Below are 24,659 nucleotides of genomic sequence, written 5' to 3' on the forward strand. Positions count from 1 at the left end.
GCTATCGCTTCCCGCCTTCGGCGTTACTTTCAATTGCGGAGAAGGGCTTGGCGTACCGGAAAGTCCCATGAACGCCGCCCGGCCACAGCGCGAGCGGCAGGAACTGGAAGGCGTCGCCCCAGAGCTTGTCGGGCGCCTCGATGCCCATCGAAGACGCCGGAACAAAGCCGAAGCGGGAATAGTATTCCGTGCTGCCCAGCAGCGCGATGCCCCTCTCCCCCGCCGCGTTGGCCCGGATCACCGTTTCCCGTACCAGTGCCGAGCCAATGCCGTGGCGCTGCAGCCTGGGAGTGACTCCTATGGGGCCAAGGCCGAGCAGCTCAAGTCCGTCCGCCCAAGCGCGTGTGCTGATCGCGTGGCCTACGATTTCACCGTCGATTTCGGCGACGACACTTAGTTCCGGCAGGTATTCGTCGGAGTCAAAGAGGCGGCGCAGGAGGTCCACCTCCACGGGTTCACCCTCCACGGGCAACCCAGTAACCGGTGACACGGAAAACGCCTCCGCCGTCAATCCGAGGATCGCCTCCCGGTCCTCCGCCTTCTCGCTCCGCAGCTTCACCTCACGCGCTGGTTCCTCACCGGCTGTGTGCGCAGCAGAGAGCTCGGTCAACACCTCAAGGGCACGGGCGGAATCACCCACCGGCACCAGCAGGTGGTCATGGTGGAAGCCCGCCAGCACATTGCAGCTGATCCTGGCGTCCGTGAGTGCCCTGCTCACGGCTGCCGTCAGGCCCACGGCCTCCAGCTCCGAGTGAACCTCAAGCGTGATCCAGGAGGCCACAAAGTCGTACTTCAGCCCCAGCGCATCCGCCTCGGCCCTGGGCAGCACGGCCGTCAGCCCTTCGGCCTCGCGCACTGCGGCCTCAATTCCCGGGGCAAGGGGCTTTCCATGCGGCCAGAGCACGTACACATACTCGCCGCTGCGAAGCACCGGGTGCATGGTGGCCAGGAGCGTCTGGAGATTCGTTTCACCGGTCATGCAGCCAGTCTAGACATCCCGGCAGCAGGCAGCCGGGACACCCGGGGCGCAACCGGCGCGGACCAGGGCGGACAGCAGCAGCCCAAACAACGAAGCGGCCGTTCCCGGAAGGGAACGGCCGCCGTCGTCAGTACTGGCTCTTACTTGGCTTTCGCCGCAACAGGATCTTTGGAACTCTTTTCGGCGTCAGCGGGCTTCGCTTCCGCGTCGGCGGGCTTCGCTTCCGGCGGTGCAACCGGAGCGGCAGCCGGCTTGGGCGCCGGGGTGGCAGCCGCAATGAAGGCTCCACGGGGGTTGTCGAGATCTTCCAGCTGCGTGGTGTCGCGGCCCATGAAGAAGCTCAGGATCCAGCCGAAGATCACGCGGATCTTGCGCTCAACGGTAGGGATGGCCATGCCGTGGTAGCCACGGTGTGCCAGCCACGCGAGGCCGCCCTTGAGTCCGATGCGGCCCAGGAGGTTGATGTTGGCAACACCCTTCCACTCGCCGAAGCCAGCCACTGCACCAAGGTTCTTGTGCTTGTAGTCGGTCAGCGGCTTTTCCCACCGGGAAGCCCACAGGTTCTTGGCAAGGCGCTTGGCCTGGCGCAGCGCGTGCTGGGCGTTGGGGACGCAGGTGCCGTCCGGAAGGCCGCCACCGGTGAGGTCGGGAACGGCGGCGATGTCGCCGGCTGCCCAGGCGTTCTCGATGATGCCTTCGTCGCCGGCGATGCGCAGGTCGGGAAGGACGCGGACACGACCGCGCGGCTCGAGCGGGAAGTCGGTGGAGCGGATCATCGGGTTTGCCTGCACGCCGGCAGTCCACACCAGCGTGTCCGACTCGAATTCCTGGGCCAGGGACTTGTCCGGCAGATTGATGAGCTTGAGCGAGCCCTCGGCGCTTTCAAGGGAGGTGTTCAGCAGCACCTCAATGCCGCGGCTGCGGAGGTGCTCCACAACCCAGACCGCCTGCTTCTCGGTGACCTCGGGCATGATGCGGCCCATGGCCTCGACGAGGACGAAGCGGACTTCCTCCTGCTTGACGCGCGGGTTGTTCTTGACGGCGGCGCGGGCGAGGTCTTCCATTTCAGTTATGCACTCGATGCCGGCGAAGCCGCCGCCGACAACCACGAAGGTCAGGGCGCGGGCGCGGGCAACGGGGTCCGTCATGGTGGAGCCGACCTCGATGCGCTCGAGGACCTTGTTGCGCAGCGCAACGGCCTCCTCGATGGTCTTCAGGCCGATGCCCTTGTCCGCCAGGCCCTTGATGGGGAATGTGCGGGTGATGGCACCTGCGGCCACCACGACGTCGAAGTAGGGCACCTCGAAGTTTTCGCCGCCGTCGGCCGGGGCAACCACGGCCGTGCGGTTGGCGTGGTCGATCGACGTGACGCGGCCCTGGATGAGTTCGGTCTGCTTGAGGTGCTGGCGGTGGGAGACCACGGCGTGGCGCGCCTCGATGTTGCCGCCGGCAACTTCGGGCAGGAAGGGCTGGTAGGTCATGTAAGGCAGCGGATCGACGACGGTGACGATGCCACCGGCGTTCGCGATCTTCTTCTGCAGTTTGAGTGCTACGTACAGGCCGACGTACCCGCCGCCGACGACGAGTACCCGGGGACGGTCCTGGAGCTGAGGGGTGGTTGCCATGCATCCAGAATACAGTAGTTTGTGAAAATCTTCACTAACTACCGGGACCCCCGGAATCCACCTTGTTGAGCACCCCGGTTTCGGGGTCCTCGGCGCTGTCGCCGGAGGCCCGGTACGCGCGGCCCAGCTGTACGGCGCCGGCCGCGATGATGGCAATGAAGAGGGCGCCAAAACCAATGACGACGGCGGCAGGAAGCGCGCTGTCCAGCCGCGACGGCGGCTCCGCAACCGGTACCGTGGCCCGGGGCAGGGTGGGCTGCGCCGCCGCGGACTCGGCAGGCGCAGCTGGCGGGGGCGTGGGGGTGGCGAAGTTGCCGCGGCGGTGGACACGGATCCAGTCCGAGATCGACCCGAGCGGGTTGATCTTGGTCTCCGCGACATCGTCCTTCAGCGCGGCCTCGGCGTCCAGCACGCCAAAACCGTACAGCGGATCCTTACCGGGTGCCCCGGCGTCCTTGGCCGTGGAAACGATCCTGTTGATGACCTGCTCTGCGCTCATCTCCGGCCATCTGGACCGAATGAGGGCTGCCACGCCGGAGACGATCGGTGTGGCTCCCGACGTGCCGGCCCATTCCGCGTAGCTTCCGCCGGGTAGCCCGCCAGCGAGCTTTTCAGCCGGTGCTGCCACGCCGATGCTGATGCCCTGCGATGAGGAGTCAACGCTGGCCTGCCCTTTGAGGTCCAGTCCGGCAACGGTGAGCACACCGGGGATGGTGGCGGGTGCGCCCACCTGGACGTTGCCGCCGAGCCGGTTGCCGGCCGCGGCCACGATCACCACGTCTTTTTGCTCTGCGTACAGGAATGCCGCGTCCCAGGTCTGCGGCCACTCCGGGGACGTGCTGCCCAACGAAATGTTGATCACTTTGGCCCCGTTGTCCACCGCCCAGCGGACAGCCTCGGGAATCTGGTCCTGGTCGGTCTTGCCGCCGGGGTTCTCGGAGCCGAGCCAGGTGGAGACCGCGAGGATCTGGGCTTCGGGGGCAACGCCGATGATGCCGTCGGACCGGGTCTTCGAAGCTGACGGTATCGGCGACGGCTTGGCGCTGGCCGTGGACTTCTTGGGCGGCGCATCGTGGCCCCGTCCCGCCAGCATTGTGGCCACCAGCGTTCCGTGCTCCGGCTTGGCGCCGATGCTTTTCTGCCCGTCCGGTGTTCCCGCCCCCGAGACGTCATGGCCGCCGGCAATGGCGCCCTTGAGGTCCGGGTGGTTGCCGTCCACGCCGCTGTCGATGACAGCAACCTTCACGTCGGCGCCCTTTGAGATCTCCCAGGCTTTGGTGATGCCGGCTTCCTTGAGCCAGTATTCCTTGTCTCGCCAGGTGTCGGCCTGCGCTGCGGGGGCTGTAGCGATTGCTGCTGCAGCGACGCCGCCGGCCAGCACCGCCGACAGCAGAGCCGAGACCGTCCGGCGGAACCGGGCTGTTGCTCTGGTCATTCACGATCCAATACTCGGTGGGCTGGTGCCTCGTTAGCTGACACTCAGGGCAATTCCGTCAAGAATATCGTGTTCGCTGGCGGTGGCCGTAATGACCTCTCCTGCTGTAAGCTCGCGCATCCTGGTGAGGATGCGCCGCCAGACCAGGGCCCCGGCGCCGATTACATCGACGCGGCCGGGGTGCATGTAGGGCAGCGCTGTCCGCTGGGCCCGGGTCATGGCGAGCAGGCTGCTGGCTGCCTCCTCGATGGCTCCAATGGACAGCTCGGCCCCGTGGATGGCGGCCGGCAGGTACTCCGGCAGCTTCAGCGCATGCGCCGTAATGGTGGTAACAGAGCCGGCAACGCCGACGACGGCGGTGCTGCGTTCCAAGGGAACGTCCAGTCCCGCTTCGGCGATCGCCGCGTCGACGTCGGCCTCCGCGGCGGCAATCTGCTCAGCGGTGGGGGGATCGCTTGTGAGGTGGCGTTCGGTCAGCCTGACGCAGCCGATGTCCACTGACTTCGCGGCGATCACGCCGTTCTGGTCTCCCAGGACGAATTCCGTGCTCCCGCCGCCCAGGTCCACCACGAGTACGCGGTCAGCACCGGACATCGGCAGCACGCTGCTGGCCCCGGCGAATGAGAGTGCCGCTTCCTCGTCGCCTGAAATCACTTCCGGCTCCACGCCGAGGAGGCCGCGGATGCCGTCCACGAAGACCTGGCGGTTGCGGGCATCACGGGTGGCGGACGTTGCCACGAAGCGGACTTTCTCAGCCCGGTACTCGCGGATCGTCTCGGCGTAGTCGGCGGCGGCCGCAAAGGTACGCTCCAGGGCTTCGGGGGCCAGCTCGCCCGTGGCGTCCACACCTTGGCCCAGCCGCACCACGCGCATTTCCCGCACGATGTCGGTGAGTTTTGTCGGGCCGTTGCCGCGGTCGATGTCGGCAATCAGCAGGCGGATGGAATTGGTCCCGCAGTCAATGGCTGCAACCCTGGTCATTCGCTGGTCTCCTTCCTGGACTTCCGGACCGGAGCCGGCCGGCCCACGATGGCCGGCAGGCCTTGGGGCCCGTGCCGGCTAAGATCCCTGGACGGGGGTTCGCCCTCGGTGTCCCATGCGCCGTCGCAGTAGCAGCGGTCGTCGGTCCACCACTCGCCGATGGCCGCGATGGCTTCGTCGCCGAGAGGATTCACTCCGTGGCCGGCAGCGAGCGAGTGCCCCACGAGCACATGAAGGCACTTGACCCGGGTGGGCATCCCACCGGCTGAGACGCCGTCGATTTCGGGGACTTCGCCGATGCCGGACCGGCTCCCTATCTCGGCGCGGGCCAGCAGGTATGCCTCATGGGCGGAACGGTACGCCGCAGCCAGCGATTCGTCCGCGGCGAGGCGGTCGTTCATCTCATTCATGAGACCGGCTGCCTCAAGCCGCGACACGGCGGAGGTGATTACCGGATGCGTCAGGTAGAACGTGGTGGGGAACGGCGTCCCGTTGCTCAGCCGCGGAGCTGTGGCCGCCACGAGGGGGTTGCCGCACACGCAGCGCGCCGGGATCTCCACGACGTCACGGACCGGCCTGCCCAGCTGGCGGCTCAGCACCTCCAGGTCGCGTGCCGAGGGTCGTCGGGATTCCTCCGGCGCAGGTGCCGTGTTGTCGTCCACTGGCGCGGCCGTCCTTCCTGCCCGGATGTGGCTGTTCCAAAGATGTCTGGGACAGTCCTGCGGCGGGCGCCGCTTAGTCTGTTGCCGAACGCCGGATGGACTCCCACAGGGAATCCACCCACGGCAGGTTGGTGGGGTCTTGTGCTGCTGCACCGGGCGGGCCGGCTGACGCGCCGGCCGGCAGGTCACTGCCGAACACCCAGTAGCCGGTCTCACCCGGCATAACCATGTTAATGCGGTCGCGGGCCTGCTGCTTGACGTAGTTCGGATCCTGCCAGCGTGAGACCTGCCTCTTGAGGTCGTCCTGGTCTGCCTTGCTGGCGGCGATGTCTGCTTCGAGGGCAGCGATTTCGGCGCGCTTGTCAATGAAGATCTTCACGGTGGGAGCCAGCATGATGGTGATGGCAATCATGACGACGGCCAGCGCCAGCATGCGTCCCGAAAATGCTTTGGCGGGGATGGGGTCGAGGTTTTCATCGGCTCCCGCATCAGCCGACGCCGCGGATTTGCTGCCGTTCTTCCCTGTTTCCTTCGGGGAGCCGCTGCCGGGCGCCGCTGCCTTCCCCACGGTAGCTGCGCTGGCCGCCGTTGCTGCTTTACCCGCTGTTGCCGTGCTGGCCGCACCCTTTTCCCCGGCCGCGGTGTTCCTGGTGCCCGCATCCCTGAGCGCCCCGGCCGGCCGGTGGCCGCCGAAGTCCGCCTGGATGACATCTCCCCCGGCGGCATCTGTCTCGGGCTGCCGGGTCGCTGGGGTCACCCGGGGAACTTTGGGACGGCGGGTAGCCATGGCACTCCTGGATTTTGGGCTGTGCCACCGTGCGGCCTTAAACAAAACCGGTGGCTACGGTCTTTCCACCATAGCCACCGGTCAGTTGTTATTCCGGCTATTAGGCCTTGAAACGCGGGAAGGCGCTGCGGCCGGCGTAGCGTGCGGCGTCGTCGAGTTCCTCTTCGATGCGCAGCAGCTGGTTGTACTTGGCAACGCGCTCAGACCGGGCCGGGGCACCGGTCTTGATCTGGCCGGCGTTGGTGGCGACGGAAATGTCGGCGATGGTGGTGTCCTCGGTCTCGCCGGAGCGGTGCGAGGTGATGGTGGTGTAGCCGGAGCGCTGTGCCAAGGACACGGCGTCCAGGGTTTCGGTCAGCGAGCCGATCTGGTTGACCTTGACCAGCAGGGAGTTGGCCGTGGCGGCGTCGATGCCCTGCTGCAGGCGCTCGGGGTTGGTGACGAACAGGTCGTCGCCCACGAGCTGGACCTTGTCACCGATGGTGTCGGTGAGGATCTTCCAGCCCTCCCAGTCGTTCTCGTCCAGCGGGTCCTCGATGGACACCAGCGGGTAGTCGGCAACAAGCTCGGCGTAGTAAGCGCTCATCTCGGCGGAGCTAAGGGCCTTGCCTTCGAACTGGTAGGCGCCTTCCTTGTAGAACTCGGAGGAGGCGACGTCCAGGGCCAGGGCGATGTCCTTGCCCGGGGTGTAGCCGGCGTTGGTGATGGCTTCCTGGATGAGGTCCAGCGCAGCGCGGTTGGACGGCAGGTTAGGAGCGAAGCCACCCTCATCGCCAAGACCCGTGGAGAGGCCCTTGGCCTGCAGTACGGACTTGAGGTTGTGGTAGACCTCAACGCCCCAGCGCAGGCCTTCGGAGAAGGTCTCGGCGCCGATCGGGGCGATCATGAATTCCTGGATATCGACGTCGGAGTCGGCGTGCGAGCCGCCGTTGAGGATGTTCATGAGCGGTACCGGCAGGACGTGGGCGTTCGGGCCGCCCAGGTACTTGTACAGCGGCAGGTCAGCGGAGGCCGCGGCTGCGTTGGCGACGGCCAGGGAAACACCCAGGATGGCGTTCGCGCCGAGCTTGCCCTTGTTGGGGGTGCCGTCCAGGTCGATCATGGCCTGGTCGATGCTGCGCTGGTCAGTGGCGTCGAAGCCGGTCAGGGCCGGAGCGATCTGGTCGATGACGGCGTCAACGGCCTTCTGGACACCCTTGCCGAGGTAGCGTCCCTTGTCTCCGTCGCGGAGTTCGACGGCTTCGTGTTCGCCGGTGGAAGCACCGGAGGGAACTGCCGCGCGGCCGATCTGGCCGTCGGACAGCAGAACTTCAACTTCTACGGTCGGGTTGCCACGGGAATCGAGGATCTCGCGGGCGTGGATGGCATCGATAAGCGCCATGAATATGCTCCTTATGGTGAAGCGATTTACTGGGAAACTAGCGGAAAGACTCGACGTCCTCGTCAGGGACTAGCGTAGTCGAGAGTGGTGAACGTTACGGAAACCTATCCAGCACACGGACGTCATGATCCCGGCGGAACCTGGTCCTGGTACTGGCGGACGGCACCTCGGAGGGCCCGTTCGGCGTCGAAACCCTTACGGTGCGCAACCCCCGCGAGGGCGAGGAGGAGCTCGCCGAGCTCCGCTTCGGTGGTGAAGGTTCCGGCAAGCTCAACCGGCAGACGGGCCGGCCCAACCGGCGCCTTGCCGTGCGCCGCGTGGGCTAGCCCTGCCCGCTCAGCCCGGTCCAGGGTCTTCTGCGCCCGGGCAAGGGCAGGCAGGGCTTCAGGGATGCCCTCAAAGTGGTTGGCCCGATCGGGTTTTTCGGCCTTCTTGACGGCGTCCCACTTGAGCACAATCTCCTCGACGGTGGCCGGGAACATGTCCTGCAGGGAGCCGTCCGGCCGAAACACGTGCGGATTGCGGCGGATCATCTTGGCGGTGATGCCCCTGACGACGTCTGTGAACGCGAAGGTGCCGCGCTCTTCGGCCAGCCGGGAGTGCAGCACGACCTGGAGCAGCACGTCCCCCAGCTCGCCTTTCAGTTCCGCTTCATCCGCACCCGTCTCGATCGTCTCGGCGACCTCATAGGCCTCCTCGAGGAGGTACTCCACGAGCGAGGCGTGGGTGAGGGCGCCCATCCAGGGACAGTGCTCACGGAGAGCGGCGATCACCCGCAGCAGCTCCCCCACCCCGTCGGGCGTGTCCTTAGCCAAGGTTCGCGTAGGCGTCGTTGATGTACTCCACCAGGGCTTCCCTTTCCTCGAGCGGGAGGAAGGAGGCCTCTGCGGCGTTAAGTGTGAGTTCCAGCAAGTCATCGAGGTCGTAGTCGAACGTCTCCACCAGCAGCTCGAACTCGTCCGTGAGGGTCACTCCGCTCATGAGGCGGTTGTCCGTGTTGATGGTCACGTTGAAGCCCAGCTGGTAGAGCATGTCCAGCGGGTGGCTCTCGATGCCTTCGCCGAACCCGGCCACAGCACCGGTCTGCAGGTTGGAGGAGGGGCAGATTTCGAGCGGGATGCCGCGGTCGCGGACCCAGCTGGAGAGATTGCCGAGGGTCACCAGGCCGATGTTGTCATCGTCTTCACCGGTGTCGTCGCTCTCGTCGAACTCCACCATGATGTCCTCGGCGATGCGGACGCCGTGGCCCAGGCGCAGGGCGCGGCCGTCCACCAGGGCGGACTGGATGCTGTCCAGGCCGGCTGCCTCTCCCGCATGGACGGTGGCGGGGAAGTTGTTTTCAGCCAGGTAGGTGAAGGCGTCGCGGAAGCGCGAGGGCAGGAAGCCATCTTCGGCTCCTGCAATGTCAAAGCCGACGGCGCCCTTGTCGCGGTGGCGGACGGCGAGTTCCGCAATCTCGCGGCCACGGTCGGCGTGCCGCATGGCGGTGATGAGCTGGCCCACCTGAATTTCGCGGCCGCTCTCGGACACTGCGTCCACGCCCGCTTCGAGGCCTTCCTGGACGGCCTCCACCGCTTCATCCAGGGTCAGGCCCTTCTGGAGGTGCTGTTCCGGTGCCCAGCGGACCTCTCCGTAGACCACGCCGTCATCGGCGAGGTCTTCGACGAACTCCTTGGCCACACGGAACAGGCCTTCCTTCGTCTGCATCACAGCGACCGTGTGGTCGAAGGTCTCGAGGTAGCGCACGAGGGAGCCGGAGTTCGCGGACTCCCGGAACCACTCCCCCAGCGCGGCAGGGTCCGTTGAGGGAAGGGTGTGGCCAGCGGCCTCCGCCAATTCAATGATGGTGGCGGGGCGCAGGCCCCCGTCCAGATGGTCGTGAAGGGATACCTTGGGAAGGCTCTTCAGGTCGAAGTCAAGGGCAGGGGCGGCGTCAACGATTGGCTCAGTCACATGCCAACTCTAGGGTTGGAGGGCCTGCAACGCCAACGGCCCGGCCGGGCCCTAAGTGGGGCTGTCTCAGCGGCCCGGTTCCGCATCGGCGGTAAGGGCAACAGGCAGCGCGGCGGTGAGGCGATCGGCGTCGGCAGCTTCGGAGACATTCCGGAGCGCCTCGTCGGCTTCGGCGCCGGCGCCCTGCGGCTCCGGGACAACGTCGTTGCGTCCGAGCCGCTTGTGCCACCAGCGCAGCAGGTGGTCAATGACTATTCCCAGGATGACGGCGAAGACCACGGCGATGCCGGCTCCGAGCAGCGGATTGTGGTGCAGCAGTGGAAATGAGCTGGCCACAATGCCGATGCCGACGGAATATCCCACCCAGGTCACACACGCGAAGGCGTCCAGCAGGAAGAACCGGCGGTGCGGGAAGCCCGTGGTTCCGGCGACGTAATTGACCGCCACGCGACCCCATGGGATGTAGCGTGCCGTGAAAATCAGCACAGCCCCGCGTTTCTCCAGTTCATAGCGGGCCCAGGCAAAGGCCTTCTGGACCTTCGGGCGGCGCATCCATTTCCAGCGGTTCAGGCCGATCTTCCGGCCCAGAAGGTACGCCATATTGTCGCCGGCGATCGCACCCGTAAGTGCAGTCAGCCCCAGGATCCAGAGATTGGGCTCGCCGCTGTGCCGGGAGAAGGCCGCCAAAGCGACGATGAGCGTCTCGCTGGGCACGACCATGGCGAAGCCGTCAACGAAGAAAAACAAAAGCAAAACGGGATAAATCCACCATTGACCCGCTGCATGGAGCACGGCCTCATTTATAAACTCCACGCGGGTGTTGCTCCTCGACAATGACAAGAACTGAGAGTGACGTAAATCGCTCTTCAGTGTCGCATGGCGTGAGCATATCCGCTATGCCCCTTTCAGGAAAATCACTCTTCCGCTAATGGCTCGGGAATTCTTCCGCGCAGCTTGGTGATAACGATGTCCACAATGATGCCGAGCACGATCGCGCAGACAATCGCGATTGCGGCCCCGAGCAGGTGGTTTTCCTCGAACCACTGGCCGAAAAACAACCCAATGGCCACCGAGTAGCTGGCCCACAATGAGGCGGACAGGACCGTCAGTCCGATGAAGCGGGTGCGGGAGTAGTGCGTGGCCCCGGCTGTCAGGTTGACCGCCACGCGGCCGATCGGTACGAACCGCGCCACGAGGATCAGCGATGCAGGGCGCTTCCGGAGTTCGCGCCCGGCCCACCGGAATGCCCGCTGCATGCGCGGTCCCCGCATCCAGTGCCAGCGCTGGATTCCCACGCCCCGGCCGATGAGGTAGGCGGTATTGTCCCCAGTGAAGGCGCCCAGCGCCGCGATCGCCATGAGGAGCCATGGATTGGGGACGTCGGCCGTCGCCGCGACGGCGGCCAGCCCCACCACCACGGATTCGCTCGGGATGGGCGGGAAGAACCCGTCAATGAAACAGCAAGCCAGGACAATGAACAGGACCCAAGGCTGCCCCGCGGCCGCGAGGATGAAGTCGTTGATGGCCTGCACGGCGCTATGCGATGCGGTCGATGATGAGCTGCTGTGCCGGGCGCGACCCCTCCGGAGCAATCGTGAATGCTTCCTCGAGTGATTCTTTGGCGCGGGCAAACTTCTCCGGGGTGTCCGTCAGCAGGGTCACGAGCGGCTCCCCCGCCCGCACAACCGCCCCCGGCTTTGCATGCAGACGGACGCCGGCCCCTGCCTGCACCGTGTCTTCCTTCCGTGCGCGGCCTGCCCCGAGGCGCCAGGCCGCCACGCCCACAGCCAAAGCGTCCAGCTCCACGAGGACACCGTCCGCCGGGGCGTAGATGGTCTCCGACTCCTTCGCCACGGGAAGCTTCGCCCGCGGATCCCCGCCCTGGGCTGCAATCATCCGGTTCCACACGTCCATCGCGCGGCCATCCTTGAGCGCGGCGGCAGGGTCGGCGCCGTTGACCCCGGCACACGCCAGCATCTCCTCCGCAAGCCTGACGGTCAGTTCGACGACGTCTTCCGGCCCGCCGCCGGCCAGCACCTCCACAGACTCCTCCACCTCGATGGCGTTGCCCGCGGTCAGGCCAAGGGGCGTGTTCATGTTGGTCAGGAGGGCAACCGTGTTCACACCCGCGTCCTTGCCCAGGGCCACCATGGTCTCTGCCAGTTCGCGGGCGCGGGCTTCGTCCTTCATGAAGGCACCACTGCCCACTTTGACGTCGAGCACCAGGGAGCCCGTGCCTTCGGCGATCTTCTTGCTCATGATGGACGAAGCGATCAGCGGGATGGCTTCAACGGTTCCGGTGACGTCCCGGAGTGCATACAGCTTCTTGTCGGCGGGGGCCAGGCCCGCTCCGGCGGCGCAAATGACTGCGCCGACGTCCTGGAGCTGGGCCAGCATTTCCTCGTTGCTCAATGCGGCTCGCCAGCCAGGTATCGACTCCAGCTTGTCCAGCGTTCCGCCCGTGTGCCCGAGCCCGCGGCCGGAGAGCTGGGGCACGGCCACTCCGAACACCGCCACAAGGGGCGCCAACGGAAGGGTGATCTTGTCCCCCACACCGCCGGTGGAGTGTTTGTCGCTCGTGGCCTTCACCCCGCCGTCGGGGCGCCGGAGGCTGGAGAAGTCCATCCGCTCACCCGAGGCAATCATGGCGGCGGTCCAGCGGGAAATCTCGGACCGGTCCATGCCGTTGAGCAGGATGGCCATGTTCAGCGCGGCCATCTGCTCGTCCGCGATGACACCCCGTGTGTAGGCGTCGATGGTCCAGTCGATCTGTTCGGGGCTCAGGACACCCTTGTCACGTTTAGTTCGAATGACGTCGACGGCGTCGAACGGCTCGCTCTTCTGGGTCACCGGGTTTCCTCCAGGTGTTGGGGGCCAAATGCGTCAGGCAGCACCTGGTCCATGGTTTTGATTCCGTGCGTGGTCATGAGTTCCATGCCGGGTGCCCGGAATTCGTACAGCAGTTGGCGGCAGCGCCCGCACGGCATGAGTACGTTGCCGCCCCCGTCGACGCAGTAGAACGCCCGCAGGAGTCCGCCGCCTGTCATCCGGAGGTTGCCCACCAGCACGCACTCCGCGCACAGCGTCAGGCCATAGCTGGCGTTCTCCACGTTACAGCCGCTCACGATCCGTCCGTCCGCGGTGAGCGCAGCCGCCCCCACCGGGAACTTCGAGTAGGGGGCGTAGGCGTTCTTCATGGCACTGACGGCAGACGCCTTCAGTGCCGGCCAGTCGACGTCGGACTGGCCGGCCGTCGCTCGCGGGGGCGCAGGAATTTCCTCCATGGCCGTCAGCCCTTGACGTAAGGAATGCCGCTGGCGGCCGGCGGCCGCGACCTGCCCACGAGGCCTGCCACCGCCAGGACCGTCACAAGATACGGCAGCATGGCCATGAACTGGCTGGGCACCGGGGTTCCGATGATGGTCACGATGCTTTGCAGGTTGTCCGCGAAACCGAACAGCAGCGCGGCGAAGAACGCACCGATGGGGTTCCAGCGTCCGAAGATCAGGGCAGCCAGTGCGATGAAGCCGCGCCCGCCGGAGATCTCCTTTGTGAAACTGTCGATCGCCACCAGCGTAAAGAAGGAGCCGCCGATCCCGGCAACGGCGCCGCCAAGCGTGACATTCCAGAAGCGTGTGGCGTTCACCTTGATGCCCATCGTGTCCGCGGCCTGCGGGTGCTCACCGACTGCGCGGACCCGCAGGCCCCATCTGGTCTTGTACAGCCCGATCCACACCACGATCACCGCGATGTACATGAGGTAGCCGACCGCGGACTGTTTGAACAGGATGGGCCCGAGCACCGGGATGCTGGACAGCACGGGGATGTCGATGATGGGCAACCTGCCGGGGGAATTGAACGCTGCCTTGTCGGCCTGCATCACCGTGCTGAACAGGAAGCCCGTCAGGCCCGAGACCAGCACGTTCAGGACCACGCCCACAATGATCTGGTTGACAAGGTATTTGATGCTGAACAGTGCCAGGACCATGGAGACCACGGCGCCCGCCACCGCAGCCGCCAGCAGCCCGACGAAAGGATTCCTGGTCATCGTGGCCACCATGGCCGCCGTAAAGGCGCCTCCCAGCAGCTGGCCCTCAATGGCGATGTTGATAACACCCACCCGTTCGCACAGCACGCCCGAGAGCGAGCCGAACACGAGCGGCACCGCCAGTGTCACCGAACCGGCGATCAGACCGGCCAGGGAGATGCTCGGCGTTCGGGCACCGCCAACCACCCAGATGAGGAAGGCTGCCACGAAGAGCACGATGAACGTGACGGGCAACCAGCGGGGCGCGGCCTGGTCCTTGGTCTTGAGGTAGACGGCGTACGCTGCCAGGCCCAGCATCAGGACCGAGAGGACGATGCCGCCCAGGAACCCCGGGACTTCCAGTGCCGGCAGCTGGAAGAAGTCCCCGCTGGAGGAGAGACCGAAACGCGCGGTCTGGTTGGGCCCCATGATGCCGAAGAAGATCAGGGACAGGACTCCGAAAACGGTGAGCAGGACGGGGGTCTTCCAGGTGACCGGCTTGGCCGATCTTGCCGTTTGGCGCCGCCCGTCAGCGGGCTGCGGAGTTCCCGGCTCCCTTTTTCCCGGTCGGGGCGACGTTGCTGTTGTGCTCATGCTGCACCTCCGGTGGTTGCCGCCGCCTTGGACTTCGCTGCGGTTGGCTGCTTCTTGCGCCGCGGGTTCAGCCCGAAGACCGCCCGCACCAGCGGCGGAGCCGCTATGAACAGCACAATCAGCGACTGGACCACAAGCACGATGTCGATCGGGGTTCCGGTCTGGATCTGCATCTGCACGGCTCCGGCGCGGAAGGCGCCGAACAGCAGGCCGGCGGCAAAGGTTCCCCACGGCGTCGAACGTCCCAGCAGTGCCACGGTGATGGCGTCAAAACCGTAGGTGGCCGCGACGCCGTCCGTAAGGACCTTCTCCGTACCGGCAACCTGCGCCACGCCGGACAGGCCGGCGAGGCCGCCGGCGATGGCCATGGCCAGGACAGTGGAGCGGGACACGTTGATGCCTGCGGTCTGTGCCGCCTTCGGGTTGGCCCCGACAGCCCGGAACTCAAAGCCCACAGTGGATCGGTTGAGGAGCCACCATACGAAAACCGTGCTGGCGATGGCCAGCAGGAAGCCGAGGTGGAGCCGGTACTGGCTTCCGAGGATCTGCGGGTACACGGCGCTGGGGTCCAGGATCGGGGAAATCGGGTTGGACTCCCCCGGCCGCTGGAACGCCGGCGTGTTGAGCAGATACCTCAGCAGGTACAGGGCGATGTAGTTGAACATGATGGTGAGGATGACCTCGTGGGCTCCCGTCCGGGCCTTAAGGTAACCCGCCAGGCCGCCCCAGAAGGCCCCGCCGATGATTCCGGCCACGAGGACCAGCAGCAGGTGCAGGCCCACGGGGAGGTGCAGGGCGAACCCCGCCCACGCCGCAAGAATGCCGGCCATGATGATCTGGCCCTGTGCACCGATGTTGAACAGTCCGGCCCGGAAGGCCAGGGCAACACCAAGGCCGGCGGTGATCAGCGGCGTTGCGATGGTGAGCGTTTCCAGCAGCGGGGCGAACTGCCCGCCGATTCCCGCACCCCGGGGGTTGAACACCGAACCCTGGAACAGCGCCACGTAGGACCGGGTGGCCGCATTCCAGACCGCGGACAGGAAGTCGGTGGGGCGGGCCAGCAGGTATGTGGCCGTGGTGCCCACCTGCTTGTCCGTGAACGCGATCAATAGTCCGCCGAGAATCAACGCAAGCAACACGGCAAGGACGGACACCATGCCGCTTCCGGTGAAGATCCTGCGCGCCAGGGTCTCCGGGCCGCCCGGGATCTTGCCGCTCTGGGCCGTTGCCGGCACCGCCGAGGGTTCCATGGTTCCGCCGGCCGTGTCCAGCGACACCACTGCTGCGGTTTCCTCGTCAGCGGGTTTCGGCACGTGGTGCTGGTCGGGGTGCTTGCCGTGGTGCTTTCCGCCACCGGGGCCTGCGGGGTTGCTGCCGGGGTCTTGTGGCTGGTTCTGGTCAGTCAAGGTCGCCTCCTTCGGCGTGGGAGGGGGACACCGGTTCCTGCCTGCTGTGCGGTTCCTGCCTGCTCGGCGGGGCGGCGGGGTGATGGGCGGCATCAGCGTGAGCCTCGTCGGGTGAAAGCCCTGCCATCATGAGGCCCAGGACGTCGCGGCCCGTTCCGGCCGGCACGATGCCCACGAGTTTGCCCTTGTAGAGCACGGCGATGCGGTCGGCGAGTTCCATTACTTCGTCCAGTTCCGTGGAGACGATCATCACCGGGGTACCCGCGTCCCGTTCCGCCACGATGCGGCGGTGCAGGAACTCGATGGAGCCGACGTCGACACCGCGGGTGGGCTGCGAGGCAATGAACAGCCGCAGCGGCCGCGAGAGCTCCCGGGCCATCACCACTTTCTGCTGGTTGCCGCCCGAAAGCGTTCCGGCCGCCGCGGCCGCCGAGGGCGCGCGGACGTCGAATTCGCCGATTCTCGAGTTGGCGTTCTCCAGGACCTTGGCCGGGCTCATGCTGATGCCCTTGGCGAACGGAGCCTTGTCGTAGAGGTCGAGCACCAGGTTTTCGGCTACCGAGAAGGTTCCCACCAGGCCGTCTACCTTGCGGTCTTCCGGGACGAAGCCGACGCCGGCGTGCAGCACTTCCTTGACGCTGCGGCCGAGGAGTTCCTTTCCGTCGAGCAGGATGGAGCCATGGACCCGCTCCTGCAGGCCCAGGATCGCCTCCGTGAGTTCGGTCTGGCCGTTGCCCTGGACGCCGGCGACGGCGAGGATCTCGCCCCGGGCGATGCTGAAGCTGATGCCGTCAACAGTGTGGTGGCCGTTCGGCGCGATGACGGTCAGGTCTTTGACCTCGAACGTGGTTTCCTGCGGCTTGGCCGGCGCCTTGTCCAGGGTGAGGCTTACCGCGCGACCCACCATCATCGAAGCCAGCTCCGTGGTGGCGGTGCCGGGCTCGGCGGTGCCCACCACCTTGCCGCGGCGGATCACCGTAATGGTGTCCGAAATGGCTTTGACCTCGCGGAGCTTGTGGGAAATGAAGACGATGGACGTGCCGCTCTCCTTGAGCTGGCGCATGATGTCCAGCAGTTCGTCGGTTTCCTGGGGCGTCAGCACCGCCGTCGGCTCATCCAGGATCAGTACTCTGGCGTCGCGCACGAGCGCCTTGATGATTTCCACGCGCTGCTGGACGCCCACCGGGAGGTCCTCCACGAGGGCGTCGGGGTCGACGTCGAATCCGTAACGGTCCGAGATCTCCCGGATCTTGCGGCGGGTGTCGTCAAGGTTCAGGAGCCCGCCGGCTTTGGTGGACTCGGCGCCGAGCGCTACGTTTTCAGCCACCGTGAACACTGGCACCAGCATGAAATGCTGGTGCACCATGCCGATGCCGGCCGCCATGGCATCTCCGGGGCCGCGGAAGCTCACTGGTTTGTCGTCGATGAGGATTTCACCGTCGCTGGGCTCGTACAGCCCGTACAGGACATTCATCAGGGTGGATTTGCCGGCCCCGTTTTCGCCCAGCAGACTGTGGATCTGTCCGGGTTCAACAACCACGTCTATGTGATCATTGGCGAGCAGGGAGCCGAAACGTTTGGTGATCCCCTTGAGTTCAAGTTTCAAAACTCTGACCAATCTCGTTGCGTCCGGAAGTGCAGGCCGGACGGGATATGTGGCTGCAGGACCAGCCTAGTGCCTGCAGTCATGGGTGGGCCGGACATCGCGCCATCAAAAACGGCCCAACGAAAAGCGCCACCTCCCGTGCAGTCAGTGACCATCCGGGCGGTGGCGCTTAGCGGAGGAAGTTACGCCTTGGGGCTGGCGGCGGACTCAACCTTCAGCTTGCCGTCGACGATGTCCTTTTTGATCTGGTCCAGCTCGGTCTTGATGTCGGCGGGAACAGCCGAATCAAGGTCGTGGAAGGGGGCCAGCTGGACACCCTCATTCGCGAGCGTGCCGACGTAGGGCTCATTGCTGAATTTGCCCTCCTTGTCTTCCTTGACGACAGTCTCCACGGCAGAGCCCATCTGCTTCATGACAGACGTAAGCATGATGTCCTTGTACTCCGGGGCGGTAAGGAAGCCGTCCGAGTCGACCCAGATGAGCTTGACGTCCTTGCCTGCGGCCTTGGCTTCCTTCAGCGCCGCACCGGCGCCCTTGCCCACCGGCCCGGCAACGGGCATGACGATGTCCGCCCCCTGGTCCAGGAAGTTCTGGGTGAGCTGCTTACCCTTGTCCTGCTTTTCGAAGTCGCCGGTGAAGCTGCCGTCCTGCTTGGCCTTGTCCCAGCCGAGGAGCTTGACGTCCTTGCCCTTCTTCTCGTTGTAGTACTTCACGCCGTCCGCGTAGCCATCCATGAAGATGGTGACGGTGGGGATCTTGACGCCGCCGAACGTGGCAACAGTTCCGGTTTTCGAGGTGGCCGCGGCCAGGTAGCCGGCCATGAACGCAGCCTGCGCCGTGTCGTAGATGATGGGCTTGACGTTGGCAATCGGCTTTGGGTAGCCGAAGTCGATGATGGCGAAGTGGCTGTCCGGGTTGGCTTCGGCCTGCTTCTTGGTGGCGTCGCCGAGGAGGAAGCCCACAGTCACCGTGAGGTCGCAGCCCGCGGACACCATGGCGCGCAGATTCGGATCGTAGTCGTTGTTGGTCTTGGACTCGACCTGGCGGACCTGGATGCCAAGATCCTTCTCAGCCTTCTTGAGTCCCTCGTAGGACGACTGGTTGAACGACTGGTCGTCGAATCCGCCGGAGTCGGACACGATGCAGCCGCTGTAGTCACTGGCCGTGGCCGTGGGGCTGCCTGCTTCTGGTGCAGGGCCACATCCGGTCAGCAGCAGGGCCGCCGCTCCAACGGATGCGACGCCCGCCACTGAACCGCGCTTAAGTGAACCGCGCTTGATGTTTGCAAGCATTGAGTTCTTCAAATTTCCTCCAGGAAGAAAGAGAGGGGCGCCACGACGGAGAGTCAATGAGTGTCCGTTTCTAATGCTCCACACTGAAATTCTGTTTTCACTGATGGTTTCGCAGCACTGCGCTAAAGCGCCTTATGCAAGCCACTGTAGTGGCCTGCACCACGCCCGGATAACACTTCCATGGCGGAAACTGAAGATTGTTGAGAACTTGTTACCTACGAGTAGGCTAGATGCGGACCAGCATCTTTCCGGTGTTCGCACCGTCCAGCAGATCCATGAAAGCCTGCGGCGCGTTTCCGAGACCGTCCACCACGGTTTCGTCGTAGGAGACGGTGCCGTCGGCCAGCCAGCCGGCCATGAGCTCTGCAAACTCGCCGGCGTACTGCCGGTAGCTGCTGACGAGGAATCCCCTCAGCGTAAGCTGCTTGCCGATCGCCAGGGCAAGGTTCCGCGGAGCGGCCGGCGGCTCCGTCGAATTGTACTGCGCGATGGCGCCGCACATGGCCACGCGCCCGCCGACATTCAGCACGGATAACGCCGCCTCCAGATGCTCCCCGCCCACGTTGTCGAAGTAGACATCGATCCCGCGGTCACCCGCGGCAGCCTTGAGCTGGTCCCGGACAGGAGCGTCGCGGTAGTTGAAGGCAGCGTCAAAGCCGAGCTCCAGGAGGCGTGCCACCTTCTCCGGTGATCCGGCGCTGCCGATCACCCGGGATGCGCCCATGGCCTTGGCGATCTGCCCCACCAGGGACCCGACGGCCCCGGCAGCGCCGGAGACAAACACCGCGTCGCCGCCTTTGAATCCTGCCACCTTCAACAGGCCGGCGTAGGCGGTGAGCCCGGTCATGCCCAGCGCGCCGAGGAAGGCGGACGCAGGTGCAAGGTCAGTTCGCGCGGGGGTGGATGCGCTGGCGTCTACCACCGCATACTCCCGCCAGCCGAGATGATGAACGACGACGTCCCCCACGTTGCGGTCGGCGGCCCGCGACGCGATCACCTCACCCACCGCCCCGCCGTCGAGCGCTTTATCCAGCGCAAACGGCGCTGAATAGGATTTGACGTCGTTCATCCGGCCGCGCATGTACGGATCGACCGAGATGAAGAGGTTTCGGACCAGCACCTGCCCGTCCCGAAGTTCCGGAAGCGGGCTTTCGGCGAGCCGGAAGTTCTCCGGGACCGGGCGGCCCACAGGACGCGATGCCAGCTGGATTTCGCGGGTTGCTGCGGGCAACGCCAGGGACTGGTTGCCGCTCACGCTGCGAACTCCACGAGGGTCAGCGCCACATCCATGTTGCCGCGGGTCACGTTTGAGTAGGGGCAGATCTTGTGCGCCTTGGCCATGAGCGCCTCAGCGTCAGTCCGGTCCAGTGCCGGCAGGGCGATCTCAAGTTCGGCCGCCAGACCGTAGCCTTCACCGCCGTCAAGGGCGCCGAAATGGATCTTCGCCGCCACGGCCGAGTCGGTGAGGTCGGCGCGCTCCTTGCGGCCCACCACGCGGAGGGCGGAATGGAAGCAGGCGGCGTAGCCGGCGGCGAACAGCTGTTCCGGGTTGGTGCCCTGGCCGCTTCCGCCGAATTCCACAGGGCTGGCCAGGGTCACGTCCAGCTTCCCGTCCTTCGTGCGTGCGGAGCCGTCGCGGCCTTCGCCGGAAGCGAGGGCTTCGGCAGTGTAGAGGGTCTTCAAGATTGGTTCCGTTCTGATGGGTTCGGCAGTCCACAGTCTGGTGCGGTGTCGATGTCGATGGGGTCTGGATTAAGGCCCGACTGGGGCGTCAATGCGAATCGTGCAGGGCGGCAGTCAGCTTGCTCAGGGTTTCACGGAGCTGGTCAAGCTCCCGGGGGCTCAGCCCGGCGGCGTCGGCGAGGCGCTGGGGAATGCCGGAAGACTTGCTGCTGAGGGCTTTTCCCTCCGCTGTCAGATGCACGGCAACCCGGCGCTCATCCTCTGCAGAGCGGCGGCGTTCCACCAGGCCCATGGCTTCGAGCCGCTTGAGCAGGGGCGACAGGGTGCCGGAGTCGAGCCCCAGCTCCTCCCCCAGTTCCCGCACGCCGCGCGGTTCGTTTTCCCACAGCACCAGCATCACGAGGTACTGGGGGTAGGTCAGGCCCAGGTCATCCAGCAGCGGCCGATACACGGCGGTTGCCGCCCGGGACGCCGCATAGAGCGCAAAGCACACCTGGCGGTCAAGGCGGGGAGCATCGGTCATGACTGCAACGGTAGCCCACAATTCAATTGTGCACAACTTACCGAAGGCAAAAAATAAGCGCGAACTGGCAGCTGATGCCCTCAAACCGGGGATTTGAGGGCATCAGCTGCCAGTTGGCGCCGGGTGGGCCCGGACCTAGGTGTCCGTTTGCGCGGCCGGGTCGAGGTCGCGGATCGTGCGGAGGGCGGCGGCGGTGAGCACCTGGATGCCGTAGCCGAGGGCGCGTTCGTCGACGATGTAGTCGCCGCGGTGGAGGTCGTACTCTTCTCCGCCCGGTGTCTTCGTGCCCAGGCGCATCATGGCGCCAGGCAGCTCGGCGAGGAACCAGGCGAAGTCCTCTCCGCCCATCGACTGCGGGGTCAGGACCACGGCGCCTTCGCCGATCTCGGCCCGGGCCGCAGCCTCGATGAGGGCAGTCTCGTGCTCCGAGTTCACTACCGGGGGGACGCCGCGGGTGTGTTCCAGGTGCACGTCCACGCCGTAGTGCTCGGCCACCTGATGGACCACTTCGTCCAGGAGTTCGCCGGCACTGTGCCAGGCGTCGCGGTCCAGGCAGCGCATGGTCCCGGACATGTAGCCGGTTCCCGGAATCGCATTGGGCGCCGAACCGGCGTTGATCTGGCCCCAGACAACGGATACGCCGCTGCGGACGTCCACGCGGCGGGAAAGCACTGCGGGCACATTCACCGCGATCTGGGCAAGGGCGAAGACGAGGTCCTCGGTGAGGTGCGGGCGCGAGGTGTGGCCGCCGCGTCCACTGAGTTCGATCTTGATGGTGTCCGAGGCGGACGTGATGGCGCCGATGCGGGTACCGATCTTTCCGACGTTGATCCGCGGGTCGCAGTGCAGCGCCAGGATGCGCGGCACGCCCTCCAGGACGCCCTGCTCGATGCACGAGTGCGCGCCGCCGGGCATCGTCTCCTCAGCGGGCTGGAAGATAATCCGGACCGTGGCACCCAGCGGCGATTCCAGGTGCATGCGGTGCAGCACCAAGGCGATGCCCAGCATGGTGGTGGTGTGGACGTCGTGCCCGCAGGCGTGTGTCACACCGTGGTTCTTTGATGCGAAGGGCAGGCCCGTTTCTTCAATGATCGGCAGGGCGTCGATGTCGCCGCGCAGCGCAGTGGCGATGGGGCCCTCTCCGACGTCCACGGTGAGGCCCGTGCCGTCGAGGCGACGTGGTTCCAGTCCGGCCTCGAGCAGGCGCTCCACGAGTTTGTCCGTGGTCCGGAACTCCTTGAAGGACAGTTCGGGGTGCGCATGCAGGTCCCGGCGGAAATCGATCAGTTCCGGCAGGAGCGGCTCGAGCCACGGCCCCACCAGCGCGGTGGGCTCAGCTTCAGTAGTGTAATTGCGCACAGCACAACTCTAGCGAGGCGCGAAAGAATAACGGCATCGCCTTCGCCGCGTTACGGATTACTAGAGAACGTCGGTGTCGCCTTTTGCCTTGAGGGCGTCCACGGCCTGCTTCACCCGCTGGGAGTGCTGCTTCGTTGTGACTAGCAGCGCGTCCGGGGTGTCCACGATGACCACGTCCTTGATCCCGATCAGCGCGATAACACGCTTGGTGTCAGAAACCACCACGCCGCTGGCGTTCTCGGTAAAGACGCGTGCGCCCTCCCCGAGGACGGTGACCTCGTCCACCTCTTTGGCGCTGTTGAGCCGCCCGACGGAGGCAAAGTCACCGACGTCGTCCCAGCGGAAGGTTCCAGGCACGACGGCGACGTCCCCGGCTGCCGCTGCAGGCTCTGCGACCGCATAGTCGATGGCGATCTTGGGCAGCGTGGGCCAAATCCTGGCCGTGACTTCGTCCCGGTGAGGCGTGTCCCACGCCTCGGCGATTTCCTGCAGGCCGGAGTACAACTCCGGCTGGTTGGCCTCAAGGTGCTTGAGCATGAGGGAAACGGGCGCCACGAACATGCCGGCATTCCAGACATATTCGCCGCTGTCCACGTACTGCTGGGCGACTTCCTCGTCAGGCTTTTCCACGAACTCCACCACAGCCTGAGCGCTGGGCGCGCCGGGGATGTGCAGGGAAGCCCCAGAGCGGATGTAGCCGAACCCCGTGGAGGGGTGCGTGGGCTTGATGCCGATGGTGACGATCTTGCCGGCTGCGGCAGTGTGGATGGCTTCCCGGACCGCCGCCTGGAAGAGATCGTCCGGGCTGATGACGTGGTCGGCTGCGAAGGATCCCATGATGGTGTCCGGATCCCGCTGGTGCAGGATGGCCGCCGCCAGGCCGATGGCGGCGCCGGAATCCTTCGGCTCGCTTTCGAGCACGAGGTCGCCATCCTGCACTTCGGGCAGCTGGCGGCAGACAGCCGCACGGTGCGCATTTCCGGTGACAACGAGGACCCGGTTGCCCGCCAGGGGCTCAAGCCGGTCATAGGTGGCGCGCAGAAGCGTGCTCCCCGAGCCGGTGAGGTCGTGAAGGAATTTGGGAGCTGCTGCACGTGACAGAGGCCAGAGGCGGGTCCCCACCCCGCCGGCAGGAATCACAGCGATAAAACGGCTGAGAGGTGAATCCTGGCGTGTCACTTTGTCTTTACTCATCACGGGCTACTTTAGCTGACGACCCTCAAGGTGCGACCACGAAGGGCCCGCAGGACACAAATACAGGACTCTAAATGTGGCCTTCGTCTCAAAAAAAGGGCTGGAAAGCCTAAATTGAATAAGCTGTGAGCGAAGCCTAGATTTAGGCCTGAGCTACAAGTGCTCTCACAGCAGGCGTTCCCCCCGCATGGATCCCGTGCCAGCGCCGCTGTGTTGCAGGGAGGTTTATTCAGTGCCGACGAAACCAGCTGGCACCTTGTACCGCGGCCGTGAAGGCATGTGGTCCTGGGTAGGACACCGCATCACCGGTGTTGTGATCTTTTTCTTCTTGTTGGTCCACGTGCTGGACACCTCCCTCGTGCGGGTGTCGCCGGAGGCCTACACCGCGGTGATCGGTGCCTACAAGAACCCGCTGATGGCCCTGGGTGAAACGGGCCTTGTCGCAGCGATCGTCTTCCACGCCTTCAACGGCCTGCGGATCATCGCCGTCGATTTCTGGAAGAAGGGTGCCAAGTACCATCGTCAGATGCTCTGGGTTGTGCTCGGCCTCTGGATCGTCACGATGGTGGCCTTCTCCATCCGCCACCTGTCCCTCGCACTCGGAGGTCACTAAGCCATGACTGCAACACAGATTCAGTCCCCGCGCAGCGGCAAGATTTCCCCGCAGTACCGCCGGACCGGCAGTTCCCGTGGCAACTTCGAAATGCTGGCCTGGCTGTTCATGCGCCTCTCCGGCGTGGTGCTGGTTGTCCTGATCTTCGGCCACCTCTTCGTTAACCTCCTCGTGGGCGAAGGCATTCACGCCATCGACTTCGGATTCGTTGCCGGCAAGTGGGCTGACCCGTTCTGGCAGTTCTGGGACCTCGCCATGCTCTGGCTGGCCATGCTGCACGGCACCAACGGCGTCCGCACCATCATCAACGACTACGCCGAGAAGGACTCCACGCGCTTCTGGCTCAAGATGGTCCTCTACGCCGCCACGGCCGTCATCATCATCCTGGGCACCCTGGTGATCTTCACCTTCAACCCGTGCCCGGTCGTCGACGGCGTCCAGCTCCCCGGCGGCTTCTGCCCCGCGTAGCGGACCGCGGCCGCCCGCCCCCAACAGGCGGTCTTCTGTTTGCGGAGCAGGCCACAGCCCGCCCGTTGTTTATTGCGAATTTTGAGAGAAA

At 65.4% G+C, this 24,659-nt stretch carries 24 protein-coding genes; 2 read left to right on the forward strand and 22 right to left on the reverse strand.

Annotated features, from left to right (window positions below; translation table 11 throughout):
- Position 1 precedes the first annotated feature (1 nt).
- From ACIP90_RS07440 to ACIP90_RS07545, 22 genes are all read right to left on the reverse strand, one after another.
- A complete protein-coding gene (locus tag ACIP90_RS07440) occupies positions 2–979 on the reverse strand; it encodes an N-acetyltransferase (protein ID WP_400578153.1) in 978 nt (325 codons plus the stop codon).
- A 140-nt stretch (positions 980–1,119) separates the two neighbouring features.
- Positions 1,120–2,604: an NAD(P)/FAD-dependent oxidoreductase gene (locus ACIP90_RS07445; protein WP_400578154.1), complete on the reverse strand. Its 1,485-nt coding sequence runs from the start codon at positions 2,602–2,604 to the stop codon at positions 1,120–1,122.
- Between the two features lie 34 nt (positions 2,605–2,638).
- The gene (locus ACIP90_RS07450; RefSeq protein ID WP_400578156.1) at positions 2,639–4,039 is read right to left on the reverse strand and encodes a S8 family serine peptidase; all 1,401 of its coding nucleotides are present in this window, start codon (positions 4,037–4,039) and stop codon (positions 2,639–2,641) included.
- Between the two features lie 33 nt (positions 4,040–4,072).
- The gene (locus ACIP90_RS07455) at positions 4,073–5,020 is read right to left on the reverse strand and encodes an exopolyphosphatase (protein WP_400578158.1); all 948 of its coding nucleotides are present in this window, start codon (positions 5,018–5,020) and stop codon (positions 4,073–4,075) included.
- Positions 5,017–5,682, reverse strand: coding sequence for a DUF501 domain-containing protein (locus ACIP90_RS07460; RefSeq protein WP_400578159.1), 666 nt, complete (start codon positions 5,680–5,682; stop codon positions 5,017–5,019). The genes ACIP90_RS07455 and ACIP90_RS07460 overlap by 4 nt, the downstream gene beginning before the upstream one ends.
- Positions 5,683–5,755: 73 nt before the next feature.
- Positions 5,756–6,469, reverse strand: coding sequence for a septum formation initiator family protein (locus ACIP90_RS07465; RefSeq protein ID WP_400578160.1), 714 nt, complete (start codon positions 6,467–6,469; stop codon positions 5,756–5,758).
- A 100-nt stretch (positions 6,470–6,569) separates the two neighbouring features.
- The gene (gene eno, locus ACIP90_RS07470; protein WP_400578162.1) at positions 6,570–7,850 is read right to left on the reverse strand and encodes a phosphopyruvate hydratase; all 1,281 of its coding nucleotides are present in this window, start codon (positions 7,848–7,850) and stop codon (positions 6,570–6,572) included.
- Between the two features lie 122 nt (positions 7,851–7,972).
- Positions 7,973–8,590 carry a MazG nucleotide pyrophosphohydrolase domain-containing protein gene (locus ACIP90_RS07475; RefSeq protein ID WP_400578330.1) on the reverse strand — a complete coding sequence of 206 codons (618 nt, stop codon included), beginning with the start codon at positions 8,588–8,590 and terminating at the stop codon, positions 7,973–7,975.
- A gap of 67 nt (positions 8,591–8,657) precedes the next feature.
- Positions 8,658–9,803 carry an adenosine deaminase gene (locus ACIP90_RS07480; protein WP_400578163.1) on the reverse strand — a complete coding sequence of 382 codons (1,146 nt, stop codon included), beginning with the start codon at positions 9,801–9,803 and terminating at the stop codon, positions 8,658–8,660.
- A gap of 66 nt (positions 9,804–9,869) precedes the next feature.
- Positions 9,870–10,616, reverse strand: coding sequence for a DedA family protein (locus ACIP90_RS07485; RefSeq protein ID WP_400578164.1), 747 nt, complete (start codon positions 10,614–10,616; stop codon positions 9,870–9,872).
- A 101-nt stretch (positions 10,617–10,717) separates the two neighbouring features.
- A complete protein-coding gene (locus ACIP90_RS07490) occupies positions 10,718–11,335 on the reverse strand; it encodes a DedA family protein (protein WP_400578166.1) in 618 nt (205 codons plus the stop codon).
- A gap of 4 nt (positions 11,336–11,339) precedes the next feature.
- Positions 11,340–12,653 (reverse strand): thymidine phosphorylase, encoded by a 1,314-nt coding sequence (locus tag ACIP90_RS07495; protein WP_400578167.1) that lies wholly within the window; start codon positions 12,651–12,653, stop codon positions 11,340–11,342.
- Positions 12,650–13,087 (reverse strand): cytidine deaminase, encoded by a 438-nt coding sequence (locus ACIP90_RS07500; RefSeq protein WP_400578169.1) that lies wholly within the window; start codon positions 13,085–13,087, stop codon positions 12,650–12,652. Before ACIP90_RS07500 ends, ACIP90_RS07495 begins: the two co-directional genes overlap by 4 nt.
- Positions 13,088–13,092: 5 nt before the next feature.
- Positions 13,093–14,424, reverse strand: coding sequence for an ABC transporter permease (locus tag ACIP90_RS07505; RefSeq protein WP_400578170.1), 1,332 nt, complete (start codon positions 14,422–14,424; stop codon positions 13,093–13,095).
- On the reverse strand, positions 14,421–15,830 hold the full coding sequence (locus ACIP90_RS07510; protein ID WP_400578172.1) for an ABC transporter permease: 1,410 nt from the start codon (positions 15,828–15,830) through the stop codon (positions 14,421–14,423). The genes ACIP90_RS07505 and ACIP90_RS07510 overlap by 4 nt, the downstream gene beginning before the upstream one ends.
- Complete coding sequence (locus tag ACIP90_RS07515; RefSeq protein WP_400578175.1) at positions 15,823–17,436, reverse strand: ABC transporter ATP-binding protein; 1,614 nt, start codon at positions 17,434–17,436, stop codon at positions 15,823–15,825. The genes ACIP90_RS07510 and ACIP90_RS07515 overlap by 8 nt, the downstream gene beginning before the upstream one ends.
- Positions 17,437–17,618: 182 nt before the next feature.
- Positions 17,619–18,728 (reverse strand): BMP family protein, encoded by a 1,110-nt coding sequence (locus ACIP90_RS07520; RefSeq protein ID WP_400578176.1) that lies wholly within the window; start codon positions 18,726–18,728, stop codon positions 17,619–17,621.
- A gap of 226 nt (positions 18,729–18,954) precedes the next feature.
- Positions 18,955–19,983: an NADP-dependent oxidoreductase gene (locus ACIP90_RS07525; RefSeq protein ID WP_400578177.1), complete on the reverse strand. Its 1,029-nt coding sequence runs from the start codon at positions 19,981–19,983 to the stop codon at positions 18,955–18,957.
- Complete coding sequence (locus ACIP90_RS07530) at positions 19,980–20,411, reverse strand: organic hydroperoxide resistance protein (RefSeq protein WP_400578178.1); 432 nt, start codon at positions 20,409–20,411, stop codon at positions 19,980–19,982. Before ACIP90_RS07530 ends, ACIP90_RS07525 begins: the two co-directional genes overlap by 4 nt.
- An 88-nt stretch (positions 20,412–20,499) precedes the next feature.
- The gene (locus ACIP90_RS07535) at positions 20,500–20,934 is read right to left on the reverse strand and encodes a MarR family winged helix-turn-helix transcriptional regulator (RefSeq protein WP_400578179.1); all 435 of its coding nucleotides are present in this window, start codon (positions 20,932–20,934) and stop codon (positions 20,500–20,502) included.
- A gap of 135 nt (positions 20,935–21,069) precedes the next feature.
- On the reverse strand, positions 21,070–22,293 hold the full coding sequence (locus tag ACIP90_RS07540) for an amidohydrolase (protein ID WP_400578180.1): 1,224 nt from the start codon (positions 22,291–22,293) through the stop codon (positions 21,070–21,072).
- Between the two features lie 60 nt (positions 22,294–22,353).
- Positions 22,354–23,487, reverse strand: a complete 1,134-nt coding sequence (locus ACIP90_RS07545; RefSeq protein WP_400578181.1) for a mannose-1-phosphate guanylyltransferase — start codon at positions 23,485–23,487, stop codon at positions 22,354–22,356.
- Positions 23,488–23,719: 232 nt separating this feature from the next.
- Between ACIP90_RS07545 and sdhC the strand changes: the two genes are divergently transcribed.
- Both sdhC and ACIP90_RS07555 read left to right on the forward strand, forming a co-directional pair.
- Positions 23,720–24,100 (forward strand): succinate dehydrogenase, cytochrome b556 subunit, encoded by a 381-nt coding sequence (gene sdhC, locus ACIP90_RS07550; protein ID WP_400578183.1) that lies wholly within the window; start codon positions 23,720–23,722, stop codon positions 24,098–24,100.
- A 3-nt stretch (positions 24,101–24,103) separates the two neighbouring features.
- Positions 24,104–24,568, forward strand: a complete 465-nt coding sequence (locus ACIP90_RS07555; protein ID WP_400578184.1) for a succinate dehydrogenase hydrophobic membrane anchor subunit — start codon at positions 24,104–24,106, stop codon at positions 24,566–24,568.
- Positions 24,569–24,659 lie beyond the last annotated feature (91 nt).

This window comes from Arthrobacter sp. NPDC093139 (genome assembly GCF_044754165.1).
Taxonomy (GTDB): Bacteria; Actinomycetota; Actinomycetes; order Actinomycetales; family Micrococcaceae; genus Arthrobacter.

Bases quoted from the DNA above. Each gene is read 5' to 3' on its own strand.
- ACIP90_RS07450 (WP_400578156.1), bottom strand. From the start codon at position 4,039: ATGACCAGAGCAACAGCCCGGTTCCGCCGGACGGTCTCGGCTCTGCTG.
- ACIP90_RS07555 (WP_400578184.1), top strand. From the start codon at position 24,104: ATGACTGCAACACAGATTCAGTCCCCGCGCAGCGGCAAGATTTCCCCG.
- ACIP90_RS07445 (WP_400578154.1), bottom strand. From the start codon at position 2,604: ATGGCAACCACCCCTCAGCTCCAGGACCGTCCCCGGGTACTCGTCGTC.
- ACIP90_RS07545 (WP_400578181.1), bottom strand. From the start codon at position 23,487: ATGAGTAAAGACAAAGTGACACGCCAGGATTCACCTCTCAGCCGTTTT.
- ACIP90_RS07505 (WP_400578170.1), bottom strand. From the start codon at position 14,424: ATGAGCACAACAGCAACGTCGCCCCGACCGGGAAAAAGGGAGCCGGGA.
- ACIP90_RS07440 (WP_400578153.1), bottom strand. From the start codon at position 979: ATGACCGGTGAAACGAATCTCCAGACGCTCCTGGCCACCATGCACCCG.
- eno (WP_400578162.1), bottom strand. From the start codon at position 7,850: ATGGCGCTTATCGATGCCATCCACGCCCGCGAGATCCTCGATTCCCGT.
- ACIP90_RS07475 (WP_400578330.1), bottom strand. From the start codon at position 8,590: ATGGGCGCCCTCACCCACGCCTCGCTCGTGGAGTACCTCCTCGAGGAG.
- ACIP90_RS07535 (WP_400578179.1), bottom strand. From the start codon at position 20,934: ATGACCGATGCTCCCCGCCTTGACCGCCAGGTGTGCTTTGCGCTCTAT.
- ACIP90_RS07520 (WP_400578176.1), bottom strand. From the start codon at position 18,728: ATGCTTGCAAACATCAAGCGCGGTTCACTTAAGCGCGGTTCAGTGGCG.
- ACIP90_RS07455 (WP_400578158.1), bottom strand. From the start codon at position 5,020: ATGACCAGGGTTGCAGCCATTGACTGCGGGACCAATTCCATCCGCCTG.
- ACIP90_RS07465 (WP_400578160.1), bottom strand. From the start codon at position 6,469: ATGGCTACCCGCCGTCCCAAAGTTCCCCGGGTGACCCCAGCGACCCGG.
- ACIP90_RS07500 (WP_400578169.1), bottom strand. From the start codon at position 13,087: ATGGAGGAAATTCCTGCGCCCCCGCGAGCGACGGCCGGCCAGTCCGAC.